This window comes from Streptomyces sp. NPDC088246 (genome assembly GCF_044741025.1).
Lineage (GTDB): Bacteria > Actinomycetota > Actinomycetes > Streptomycetales > Streptomycetaceae > Streptomyces.
In genome coordinates this window covers 122,254-133,914 of the sequence record NZ_JBIURV010000015.1, presented here as the reverse complement: position 1 = coordinate 133,914, position 11,661 = coordinate 122,254, and the positions used below count along the sequence as shown (strand labels likewise).

Below are 11,661 nucleotides of genomic sequence, written 5' to 3'. Positions count from 1 at the left end.
AGGGACATGGCTCATTCCACACACGGGACCCGAAGCCGGGCCGTCCCGCGCACTCTCCCCGATTCGCCCGCTCTCGGGCGCGGCCTCGTCCTGCTGATGGCCCTCGCCGCCGGACTCTCGGCCGCCGGCAACTATTTCGCGCAGCCGCTGCTCGACATCATCGAGGCGAATCTGCACATCGGTGTCACCGCGGCGGGGCTGCTCGTGACCGCCGCCCAGGCCGGATACGCGCTGGGCCTGATCCTGCTCGTTCCCCTCGGGGACATCATGGAACGCCGGCGACTCGCCGTGAGCCTGTTCGCGCTGACCGCCTTCTTCCTCCTGGCCACGGCCGCTGCCCCCACCGGCCCCCTGCTGATCGCCGGGACCCTGTTCACCGCGCTGACCTCCGTCGGCGCGCAGGTCGTGGTGCCGTTCGCGGCGACGCTCGCGGCTCCGGCCGAACGCGGCAGGATCGTCGGCGTCGTCATGTCCGGTGTCCTGCTCGGCGGGCTGTTCGGGCGGATGGCCTCCGGCGCACTGTCCGAGCTCGGCGGCTGGCGTACCGCGTACTGGGTCAACGCGCTGCTCATGGCCGTCATGGCGATACTTCTGCACAAACGGCTCCCCCGGCTGCCCCGGCAGCGCGACGCGGCCCCGATGTCGTACACCGGACTTCTGCGCTCCACACTGTCCCTGCTGCGGCAGGAGCCACTGCTGCGCTGGCGGGCAGCCATCGGCGCGTTCTCCATGGCCTCGTACAGCGTGCAGCTGACCGCGCTGACGTTTCTGCTGACCCGGCCCCCTTTCCGCTGGAACGCGGCCGCCATCGGACTCTTCGGTCTGGTGGGCGTCATCGGTGTGGTGGGCATGAACTTCGCGGCCCGGTTGAGCGACCGCGGCCGGGTACAGGCGGTGTCGGGAACGGCGGCCGCGCTCCTCACGCTCTCCTGGCTGCCGCTGCTGGCAGGCGAGTCCTCCCTGCTGTGGCTGGCGGTCGGGGTGATCTCGCTGAACATCGCCCAGCAGGCGGGACTCAACAGCGCACAGAATGTGATCTACGCGCTCCGCCCGGAGGCCCGCAACCGGATCAACTCCGGATTCATGACGCTCTTCTTCATGGGCGGGGCTGCCGGAGCCGCACTCGCTTCGGTGGTCTGGGCACGGGCGGGCTGGAGCGGCATCTGCGTGCTGGGCGGTTCGCTGGCCGCCGGAAGCCTTGTGCTGTGGGTCCTGGAGCGCGTCCGGATGGCCTCCGCCACACGTCCCGGGTCCGTCGCCGTCACTCGTTGACGGTCGTCAGCAGCACTACGGCGTCCTCCAGCGCCAGCAGCCCGTGCCGCTCCTGCGGGATCGGGTGGAGTCCTCCGGCACTCAGCTCCACATCGCCGGAGGGCGCCGTGAGGCGTACTCTGCCGCGGAGCACCTGGAGGGAGGCCGCGGCGGGTGCGTTGTGCTCGTCGAGGGCGGAGCCGGAGGTGAGGGCGATGACGGTCTGGCGCAGGGGTTCCTCATGCAGCAGGCGGTGGGCGCTGCGGCCGTGTGCTGAGGTGCGGGCCGCGGCCAGATGCTCGTCGGCGAGGGCATTCAGATCGTCCATATGCCCACTGTGCCGCAGCCCTCGTCCCCCCGCGATCCTGCCGCAGGCCCACCCCACGGATTGCCCGGTCGCCCCCGCCGGTTCCCCCGCGGTCAGTTCCGCAGCCAGGCCGTCGTGTCCTGCGGGAGCCTCCCCTCCCCGTCCAGCGGCCCGCTGGTGAGAAGAATGTCCGTGTGTCCGGGCAGTTCGACGGGTTCCGCGCCCAGATTGGCGACGCAGATCAGTCCTCCGGTCCGGGTGAAGGCGAGCACCCCGGGCGCCGAGGGCAGCCAGGTCATCAGCAGCGCACCGGAACCCGCGGCCACCCGGAAGCCCGGCTCGGTCCGGCGCAGCCGCAGAGCTTCGCGGTAGAGGCTGAGCATCGACTGCGGATCGGCGCTCTGCCGGTCGGCGGCGTACGAGGACCAGTCGGCCGGCTGCGGAAGCCACGGCTCCGCGGTGGAGCCGAAGCCGGCGTACGGAGCCTGCGCCGACCACGGCAGCGGCACCCGGCACCCGTCGCGTCCCGGGTCGGTGCCGCCCGAGCGGAAGTGCATGGGGTCCTGGATCCGGTCACGCGGAATATCCGCCTCCGGAAGACCCAGTTCCTCGCCCTGGTAGAGGTAGGCCGCACCGGGCAGGGCCAGTGACAGCAGGGCCGCGGCGCGGGCCCGCCGGGTGCCGAGTGCCAGGTCCGTCGGTGTGCCGAAGGACTTGGCCCCGAAGTCGAACCCGGTGTCCTCGCGGCCGTACCTGGTGACGGTCCGGGTCACATCGTGGTTGCACAGGACCCAGGTGGCGGGGGCGCCGACCGAGGCGTGCTCGGCGATCGTGTCGTCGATCGCGGTGCGCAGCTGCCCGGCCGCCCAGGGGCAGGCCAGGAAGTTGAAGTTGAAGGCGGTATGCAGTTCGTCGGGGCGCAGATAGCGGGCGAAGCGCTCGCTGTCCGGGAGCCAGACCTCGCCGACGAAGACCGCCCCGTACTGGTCGGCGATGGCCCGCCAGGAGCGGTAGATGTCGTGGAGTTCGTCGCGGTCGGTGAACGGGTGGGGGTCGCGGCCCTTGACGAAGTCGGGCAGTGCGGGGTCCTTGACGAGCAGGGCCGCCGAGTCGATCCGTACACCCGACACGCCCCGCTCGAACCAGAAGCGGAGCACGTCCTCGTGTTCCTGGCGGACGGCCGGGTGTGCCCAGTTGAGGTCGGGCTGCTGGGTGGCGAACAGGTGCAGGTACCACTCGCCGTCCTCGAGCCGGGTCCACGGGACGCCGCCGAATTCGGAGACCCAGCCGTTGGGCGGGAGCTCACCGTCCGTGCCGCGTCCGGTCCGGAAGTGGAAGAGTTCCCGCTCGGGGCTGCCGGGTCCGGCGGCGAGGGCCGCACGGAACCATGCGTGCTGGTCGGAGACATGGTTGGGGACGACGTCGACGATCGTACGGATGCCCAGCTCGCGGGCCTCCGCGATCAGCTTCTCGGCCTCGGCGAGACTGCCGAAGGCGGGGTCGATGGTGCGGTAGTCGGCCACGTCGTATCCGCCGTCGGCGAGCGGCGACAGATACCAGGGGGTGAACCAGATCGCGTCCACGCCCAGTTCGACTAGGTGGGGCAGCTTGGCCCGTACTCCCGCCAGATCTCCGGTTCCGTCACCGTCGCCATCGGCGAAGCTGCGTACATAGATCTGGTAGATGGCGGCGTCGCGCCACCAGTTCGCGGTGGCCTCGGACGGAAGACTGGCTGCCACGTGGCGTTCCTTTCGGGCAGGTGGGACTCCGCCGCCGGCCCCGGACAGCGGGGCGCTGGATGGGAGAGGGCCCACGGCGGAGTTCTGGGGGGACGGCGGTTCGACGGCAGCGGCTAACCCTTGAGGCCGCCCGCGGTGAGACCGCTCATGATGTTGCGCTGGAAGAGCAGGAAGATGAGGAGCGTCGGGACGGAGGCGATGGTGAGCGCGGCGATGAGTACGTTCTCGGGTACTCCGTTCGCCAGCGAGTAGATGCCCACGTTGAGGGTCTGTTTGCCCGGATCGGGCAGGGTGAGCATCGGCCAGAGGAAGTCCTTCCACACACCGACGATCGCGAAGATGGAGACGACGCCGAGGATCGGCCGGGAGATCGGCAGGACCACCGAGCGCAGGGTGCGCAGCGGCGTGGCTCCGTCGATGGCGGCAGCGTCCAGCAGTTCGCCCGGTATCGAGTCGAAGAACCGCTTCAGCAGGAAGATGTTGAAGGCGTTGGTGACGGACGGCAGCCAGATGACCCAGGGTGAGTTGAGCAGATTGCGCTGCACGATGGGCACGTCGAGGACCGTGAGGTACTGAGGTACGACGAGGACGGTGGCCGGGATCATCAGGGTGGCCAGCATCATGCCGAGGATGGCCTTGCCGAACACCGGGCGGAGTCTGGACAGCGAGTAGGCGGCGGCGACGTCGAAGAGCAGTTGGAAGGCGAGCGCGCCGAACGCGTAGTAGAAGGTGTTGAAGAGAAGTCCGGACAGGTCCATCACGGTCCAGGCCCGGGAGTAGTTCTCGGTGTGGACGGAGGTAGGGAAGGCGGTGGGCGGGCTCTGTACGGCTTCCTGGGTGGTCTTGAGTCCGCCGGTGACCATCCAGTAGAGCGGTCCCAGGAAGGCCACGGTGAACAGGATGATCACCAGGACGAAGACGATCCAGTAGACGGTCTTGCCCCGGGGCCTGGCGAGCTGGGCCGGTGAGATCAGGGTCCGTTGGCGTCCCTGGTCGGCGGCGCGCCGCCCGGCCCTGCGCCGCCCGGGGACGCGCCGTCGGGAGACAAGGGTGTTCGATGCCATGGTCAGCCCCCTACTGGTCTTCGCTGCTGCGGCTCAGTCGTACGTACACCGCGGAGAAGCCCGCGAGGACGACGAGCAGGACGAGGCCGAGTGCCGCCGCGCTGCCGTAGTTGTTGAAGTTGAAGGCGTACTGATAGATGAGGTAGACGACGGTGGTGGTGGAGCCCTCGGGGCCTGCGCCGTTGGTGAGCAGGAAGGGCTCGGTGAAGACCTGCATCGTCGCGATGATCTGCATCAGCAGAAGCAGCGAGAGGATGAGCCTGGTCTGCGGGACGGTGACGTGCCAGACCTTGCGCAGCAGCCCGGCGCCGTCGAGCTCGGCCGCTTCGTAGAGTTCGCCGGGGATGCCTTGGAGGGCGGCGAGATAGATCAGGGTGGCGCCGCCCATGTTCATCCAGGTGGCTGCGATGACGACCGAGAGCATGGCCGTGTCGGTGGACTGGAGCCATTGCCGGGCCGGGAGATGGAAGAGTTCCAGGACGCGGTTGAAGAGCCCGTAGCCGGGGTCGTAGAAATACTTGAAGAGGAGTACGGAGGCGACCGGGGGCAGCATCACCGGCAGATAGACCAGAAGTCGCAAGTAGCCCTGTCCGTGCCGGAATTCATTGAGGACGACGGCGACGACGAATGGCACCGCGAAGCCCAGCAGGAGCGCGAGCCCGGTGAAGAGCAGGGTGTTGCGCCAGGCCTGCCAGAAGGCCGGGTCGTTGAGGACGTGGCTGAGGTTGGACCAGCCGGCCCAGGTGGTCCGTCCGTCCTCGTTCTTCTGGAAGGCCAGGATGAACTCCCGGACCATCGGGTACCAGGAGAAGAACGAGAAGCAGAGCACCGCTCCGATCAGAAAGCCGTGCGCGGAGATATTGCGGCGCAGTGCTCGCCGGAACTCCTGGCGGGCAGAGTCCGTACGGGCGGGGCCCTGGTGTCCACCGCGTGGCCCGGTCGCCTTGCTGGTGGACAGGGTGGGGGCCGACATGATGTCTCCTCGGTGCCGGTGTGCTGAAGCGCAGACGGACGGCCGGATGCCGGGCCGGGGCGGTGCGCTCCCGGCCCCGCGCGTCCGTCACTGGCTCGCGAGAACCTGATTGACCTGCTGTTCGGCGGTGGAGAGCAGTTTGTCGATGTCGGCGTGTCTGTTGGTGAGGACCCCCGACATGGCGTTGTCGAGGATCTTGTAGATCTCCTGCGCCTTCGGCGGCTCGGCCTTGCCCTTGACGGGGTTGTCCATGAAGGCCTTGAAGTTCTCGACCGGCATGGTGGCGTTGGCGACCCGCTGTGCGTCGTCCTTCGTCTTGGTCGCGCCCAGGAAGAAGTTCGGCTGCGGCAGCCCGACGGGCAGCTGATCGGCCTTGGTGCGTGCCCAGTCGAACTGGCCCTTGCCCTGGGTGAGGTTCTTGAAGTTGAGCCAGGCGATGGCGGCCTTGATCTGGTTGGGCGAACTGCCCTTCTTGATCATGTAGTTGTTGCCGCCGAAGAGGGTTCCCTCGGCGCCGGGGATCGGGCCCATGCCGAAGTTCTCGTACTTGGCTCCGAGTTGCTGGACCATGTACGTGATGTCGTCGGGTGCGGCGAGGAACATGCCGAGCTTGTCGCTGGCTATCTGCTTCTGCAGATCGCCCCACTTCAGCAGCTGGGTCTGGCCCATGCTGCTGTCCTTCCAGCGCATGTCGTGCAGCTGCTGGAGGACCTGCTTGCCGGTGTCGTCGTTGAAGGCGGCCTTCTTGCCGGTGGAGTCGACGACGTCCCCGCCGAGGGAGTACTGGGCTGCGGTGAAGTGCCAGCCGCCCGTGTTGCCGGCGCTGTACTCGCCGTAGCCCGCGATGCCCTTGCCGAGTGCCGCGATCTTCCTGCCGGCCTCCCGGACCGCGTCCCAGGTTGCCGGTGGCTGGTCCGGGTCCAGGCCGGCCTGCGTGAACAGCTTCCGGTTGATCATCAGGCCCATGGTGTAGTTGCTGGTCGGCAGGGCGTAGAGCTTGCCGTCCTTGCGGGCCACATCGACCACCTGGGGCTGGATGTCCTTCAGCGCGGGCACCGTCCTGTCGGTGACGTACGCGGAGATGTCCTCGGCACCACCGTTGTCGAGCACCTGCTCCAGGTCGGTGAAGTAGGCGTAGAAGACGTCGGGTTGCGACTTCGCCTTGAGCATCGCCGTGAAGCGCGGCGGCTCCAGGCACTGGCCGGGGGTGGACTTCCCGTTGATCGTGACGTTCGGGTACGTCTTCCTGAACGTCTTGATGTCCTCGTTCCACTCCCGCAGTTCCGCGGCCTTGGCGGCCGGCGGCATGCAGTCGATCGAGATCGACACCTTCGCCTTCCGGTCGAGCGGGGCCGACGGGTCGAAAGAGCCCTCGGATCCGTCACCCTTGCCGCCCCCGCTGCTGCTCGTACCGCAGGAGACAAGGGCGGTCAGGGCGAGCGCGGTGACGAGGGTGACGGCGGAGGCACGGCGTGTACGGCGGAACCCAGCACTTCTCATCGGTGGTCCCCTTCGGGCATGAGCGCGGAAGGCCCTCGGCCTGCACTCTGCCGGGGCGCGGCACACTCAACCACCGCATACAGGGGAGAGCAATATCCCGCGCAATTTTCGTAAATGTTTGACAGCGCGATGCATGTGGCGTGCACAGATGGCAGGCGGCGCGAGAGCGAGAAGCGGGGCCCTGCGGCTGCGGGCCCCGCTCGTCGTGCACTGTCAGCCGGCCGGGATCAGAGTCCGCCGGTGTGCAGAAGCCGGTTCGGCGCACCCGGGCTCAGGCAGGACAGGATGTCCTCGGTGGACTGGTCGTCGAGCCGGAACGCGATGCCCTTCGGCGTGGCGCCCGGGTTCCTCTGCTTGCAGAGGGCGGCGACACCGGCAACATGCCGACTGGCCATGGCGGTTCCGTCGAGTGTGACGGAGCCGCCGCCGAGACCGGCGGAGACGATGTCCGCGCCGGGGCGTGGCGCCACGCACATGAGCCGTAGTTGCTGAAGTCCCTTGAGCGTGATCATCCGGAGAGCTCACACAATTGCGCGGATGTGCCCGCGCACGCGTCCCGGGCGGGACAGGCCATCAGCCGTTCGCGGTCCACCGGTACCTGACGTCCGGTTCCTTCTCCTCGTTGCGGCTGCCGTCGTCGAACCCGACCGCGGTGAAGCCGTACCGCTCGTAGAAGGCCCGGGCGTCGGTGTTGCGCTGGAAGACGTACAGAGTGAGCTCGTCGGGGGCGATCTCGCGCGCCTTGGCCAGGAGCAGCGAGCCGATGCCCCGACGCCGTACATCGGGTCGCAGATACAGGTGTTCCAGCTCGGTTCCGTCGAGGGAGGCGAACCCCAGCACGTCCCCGGACCCGGTCTCGGCGATCCACACCGTTGTTCCGGGCAGGACGACATGGGTCATCCAGGCCAGCGTGTCCTCGTCGCTGTGCACCTTCGGCAGGTACGGCATGGCCGCGGCGCGGGAGGCGAGGAACAGCCGGGTGAGCGGCTCCGCGTCCTCGGCGGCGGCCTCGCGCAGCAGAACGCGGTCGGCCTCTGCGGACTCGGTCAGTGCCATCTCGTCTCTTCCCGTTCGGTCGGAACCCGCCACTTCTCGCACTCTGCGGTGGGCTGCTCGTCGTCGTGGACAACCTATGTCGGACCGGAGCCACGCCTCCACAGGATTTGGGCTGTTCATCCGGGCCGGCCCCTCCCTCCGCGCCGGTGCGTGTCCACGGCGGGGCAGTCGCGGACCGGCGCGGGCCACCCGCGAAAATAGCGGAGGGGAAGATCGCAACGACCGACCGATACGGAGGAGTGGGCAGATGCCGCACGAACGAGCTGGACAGCCGGCCCGGCCGGAGGATCTCACCGACGTGGCCCGGCTGGTCACCGCTTATTACACGCTGCACCCGGATCCGGCCGAGCCCGGCCAGCGGGTGGCCTTCGGTACCTCCGGCCATCGCGGGTCGTCCACGGCCACCGCGTTCAACGAGGACCACATCGCCGCCACCAGCCAGGCCATCAGCGAGTACCGGGCGCTGCAGGGCACGGACGGGCCGCTCTTCCTCGGCGCCGACACCCATGCGCTGTCGGAACCGGCCCGGATCACCGCCATCGAGGTGTTCGCCGCCAATGACGTGACCGTGCTCATCGATCCGGCCGACGGCTATACCCCGACCCCGGCGGTGTCGCACGCCATCCTCACCCACAACCGGGGACGGACCTCGCAGCTCGCCGACGGTGTGGTGGTCACTCCGTCCCACAACCCGCCCGGTGACGGCGGGTTCAAGTACAACCCGCCGAACGGCGGCCCGGCCGGCTCCGAGGCCACCGGCTGGATCCAGGAGCGGGCCAACGAGATCATCGCGGCCGGAATGAAGGACGTACGACGGCTGCCCCATGTCCGCGCACGGGCGGCGTCGACCACCGGGACGTACGACTTCCTCGGCAGCTACGTCGCGGACCTGCCATCCGTGCTCGACCTGGACGCGATCCGCTCGGCGGAAGTACGCATCGGTGCCGACCCGTTGGGCGGAGCGTCGGTCGCGTACTGGGGCCGCATCGCCGAACAGCACCGGCTCGATCTGACCGTGGTCAATCCCCTGACCGACCCCACCTGGCAGTTCATGACGCTGGACTGGGACGGAAAGATCCGGATGGACTGCTCCTCGCCGTACGCGATGGCCTCTCTGATCGGGCAGCGCGACCGCTATCAGATCGCGACCGGGAACGACGCCGACGCCGACCGGCACGGCATCGTCACACCCGACGCCGGGCTGATGAACCCGAACCACTACCTCGCCGTCGCCATCGACTACCTGTACGCCCACCGCGACCAGTGGCCGGCCGCAGCGGGCATCGGCAAGACGCTGGTCTCCTCGGGAATGATCGACCGGGTCGCCACCGGCCTCGGCCGTGAGCTGGTCGAGGTGCCGGTCGGCTTCAAGTGGTTCGTGGACGGACTGGCCGACGGATCGCTCGGGTTCGGCGGCGAGGAATCGGCCGGGGCGTCCTTCCTGCGCCGAGACGGGTCGGTGTGGACGACCGACAAGGACGGCATCATCCTGGCGCTGCTCGCCTCCGAGATCCTCGCGGTGACGGGCAAGTCCCCGTCCGAGCACTATGCGGCGCTCACCGGCCGGTTCGGCGAGCCGGCGTACGCCCGGATCGACGCTCCCGCCGACCGCGAGCAGAAAGCGGTTCTCGCACGGCTCTCCCCCGAGCAGGTCACCGCCGACACCCTGGCCGGTGAACCCGTCACGGCCGTGCTGACAAAGGCGCCCGGCAACGGTGCACCGATCGGCGGCATCAAGGTGACCACCGAGAACGCCTGGTTCGCCGCCCGCCCATCGGGCACCGAGGACGTGTACAAGATCTATGCCGAGTCGTTCCTGGGCGCCGACCATCTCGGCCGGGTGCAGGAGGAGGCCAAGGCCGTGGTCTCCGCGGCGCTGGAGGCCTGAGACCGGCCGGGGCCGCCTCGGGCGGCCCCGGCCGTTCGGCGAGCTCAGCGCACGATGTCCACGAAGACCGGGTTGGTGTAGAACCAGGTGTCGAGCCATGGGTTGCCCTTGCCGGGCTCGTGCGGGAGCGGGCCGTGCGGGTCGACCGACGCACCGAGGAATCCCGTTCCGTGGCGCTTGCCGTCGCTGCCGCGCAGCCGCAGGTAGAACGGCTCGTCCGCGCGCCCGACCGGGATGCGCAGGGTGTACGTGCCGCGTCGGCCCGCAACGTCGGCGGTGTGGGCGAGCCGCGTGTCCGGGGCGTGCCAGTCGTCGCGGTCGGCGGCCGGGCCGCGGACCGCGCCGCGGATGACGTCGACGTGCTCCAGGCGCGGCAGCACGCCGTACGGATTGCGGCGGGAAGCGGCCGTCACCGTGACGGTGAGGGTGAGCTTCTCGCCGCGCCGGGCGCGCAGTCGGCCGCCGAGTGTGGCGCTGTTGCCGTGCTCGCCGCGCACCTTGACGTCGATGCCGTCGATGAGATGGCCGTGGTCGACCCAGACCCGGCCGGCCCGCAGCCCCTCCATCACCTGCCGGTAGCCGTACCGGGTGACGCCGACATGCGTACGGCTGAACTGGCCCGGCCAGAAGTCGCCGCCGGGCTGCGGCTCGGTGGTGTTGTACGGGTCGGGGACGTGGCCGGTGTTGTCGAAGTTCTGGCCGGGCGGCCATGCGCCGTTGACCCAGGTGTCCTGGGCGACGCGGTGGACGTCGGAGTTGGAGGTGATCGTGAAGAGCTTGCCCTCCGCCAGCATCGCGTCCCACAGGCCACCGACGGTGGCGGTCGCCCAGTCGAAGCCCCCGTAGGTGACGTACGCCTCGCGCGGGTAGCCGGGCCAGGAGTCGACGGAGGGTGAATTCGTGTACTCGCCGCGGATGTTGGTGTCCGGGTGCCAGCCCGGGATCGCCCCGGCCTGGGCGCCCGGGGCACCCTCCATACCGATCATGATCTCGGGGGCCGCGTCGCGCCAGCCTCGCATCTCGTGCGGGGAGTCGATGCCGAGCCGCATGGGGTGGTTGGCGAGGACGAGCACGTCGTCGACGTACCGGGCGCGGCGCTGCTCGGCCAGCCACTTGAGGGCCTTGACCGCGTGCGCCTCGTTCCGCGGGGTGTCGGGGTGCGTGGGGGCACCGGCGGTGTAGCCGAGCAGCTTGCCGTCGAAGGCTTCCTCGAAACGGGTGAGGAGGTCGACTTCATGCCGTCCGGGCGGTGAGAAGACGGTGCAGTGCTCGGCGCCGGGGATGTACCACTCCAGGCCCTGGAAGATCAGCATGCGCTCGTTGTCGGCACGGGCCTTGAGGATCTCCCGGTGCTCCTGAGCGGCGCCGAGCTCGGCATGGCCGATGTTGCTGTGCTCGGTGAAGACCATCCAGTCGAGGCCGAACTTCTGTCCTGCCGAGGCCAGCTGGGAGAAGGTGTACTTGGCGTCATGGCTGTAGACGGAGTGGTTGTGGTGATCGCCGACCAGATAGACCAGGTCGGGGGCGTGTCCGTGACCGAGTCCCTGGGACCGCCCTCCCCGGCTGTCGGCCAGCGCGGGCAGCGGCAGCGACGCGGCGGCGAAGGCCGCACCGAACAGACCGGCTCGGCGCATCAGCCCTCGGCGGCTGAGCCCCTGGGGGTCGAGTGACTCCGCGGGAACCTGGGGGTCGGCCCATTCGGGCACGGGGTGGGACATGGCGCGACATTCTCCTCAGTGCAGGGCGGCAACGGCCCGGGGCCCGGATCGTGACGCCGCCGTGGTGAGGGTTTCCTGATTCCGGAAATGCCGGGTGAACCCGGCCCGAAGGGCGGGGGGCGTACCTGTGACGCGCGGGATGTGGTGGCTGCGGGTCGGCTGGGC

At 69.2% G+C, this 11,661-nt stretch carries 10 protein-coding genes; 2 read left to right on the top strand and 8 right to left on the bottom strand.

What is annotated here, in order from left to right; all coding sequences use genetic code 11:
* Positions 1 to 6: 6 nt before the first annotated feature.
* Entirely contained in the window at positions 7 to 1,272 is a 1,266-nt protein-coding gene (locus tag ACIPEK_RS21855) for an MFS transporter (RefSeq protein ID WP_401998490.1), read from the top strand.
* Here the strand turns inward: ACIPEK_RS21855 and ACIPEK_RS21850 are convergent.
* From ACIPEK_RS21850 to ACIPEK_RS21820, 7 genes are all read right to left on the bottom strand, one after another.
* Entirely contained in the window at positions 1,262 to 1,579 is a 318-nt protein-coding gene (locus tag ACIPEK_RS21850) for a cupin (protein WP_114242880.1), read from the bottom strand. The two genes, ACIPEK_RS21855 and ACIPEK_RS21850, sit on opposite strands and share 11 nt — an antisense overlap.
* Positions 1,580 to 1,671: 92 nt before the next feature.
* Positions 1,672 to 3,297, bottom strand: coding sequence for a glycoside hydrolase family 13 protein (locus tag ACIPEK_RS21845; RefSeq protein ID WP_401998487.1), 1,626 nt, complete (start codon positions 3,295 to 3,297; stop codon positions 1,672 to 1,674).
* Positions 3,298 to 3,410: 113 nt separating this feature from the next.
* Positions 3,411 to 4,361, bottom strand: a complete 951-nt coding sequence (locus ACIPEK_RS21840; RefSeq protein WP_401998484.1) for a carbohydrate ABC transporter permease — start codon at positions 4,359 to 4,361, stop codon at positions 3,411 to 3,413.
* 10 nt (positions 4,362 to 4,371) lie between these two features.
* Positions 4,372 to 5,334: a carbohydrate ABC transporter permease gene (locus tag ACIPEK_RS21835; RefSeq protein ID WP_401998481.1), complete on the bottom strand. Its 963-nt coding sequence runs from the start codon at positions 5,332 to 5,334 to the stop codon at positions 4,372 to 4,374.
* Between the two features lie 87 nt (positions 5,335 to 5,421).
* Positions 5,422 to 6,834: an extracellular solute-binding protein gene (locus tag ACIPEK_RS21830; protein ID WP_401998478.1), complete on the bottom strand. Its 1,413-nt coding sequence runs from the start codon at positions 6,832 to 6,834 to the stop codon at positions 5,422 to 5,424.
* 227 nt (positions 6,835 to 7,061) lie between these two features.
* Positions 7,062 to 7,346 carry a hypothetical protein gene (locus tag ACIPEK_RS21825; protein ID WP_401998475.1) on the bottom strand — a complete coding sequence of 95 codons (285 nt, stop codon included), beginning with the start codon at positions 7,344 to 7,346 and terminating at the stop codon, positions 7,062 to 7,064.
* 61 nt (positions 7,347 to 7,407) lie between these two features.
* Positions 7,408 to 7,890, bottom strand: coding sequence for a GNAT family N-acetyltransferase (locus tag ACIPEK_RS21820; protein ID WP_401998473.1), 483 nt, complete (start codon positions 7,888 to 7,890; stop codon positions 7,408 to 7,410).
* A gap of 247 nt (positions 7,891 to 8,137) precedes the next feature.
* On the opposite strand from ACIPEK_RS21820, the gene pgm reads away from it, so the two are divergent.
* A complete protein-coding gene (pgm, locus tag ACIPEK_RS21815; protein ID WP_401998470.1) occupies positions 8,138 to 9,778 on the top strand; it encodes a phosphoglucomutase (alpha-D-glucose-1,6-bisphosphate-dependent) in 1,641 nt (546 codons plus the stop codon).
* 44 nt (positions 9,779 to 9,822) lie between these two features.
* Here pgm and ACIPEK_RS21810 read toward each other — a convergent pair whose 3' ends face one another.
* The gene (locus ACIPEK_RS21810) at positions 9,823 to 11,496 is read right to left on the bottom strand and encodes a PHP domain-containing protein (RefSeq protein WP_401998467.1); all 1,674 of its coding nucleotides are present in this window, start codon (positions 11,494 to 11,496) and stop codon (positions 9,823 to 9,825) included.
* Between the last annotated feature and the right edge of the window lie 165 nt (positions 11,497 to 11,661).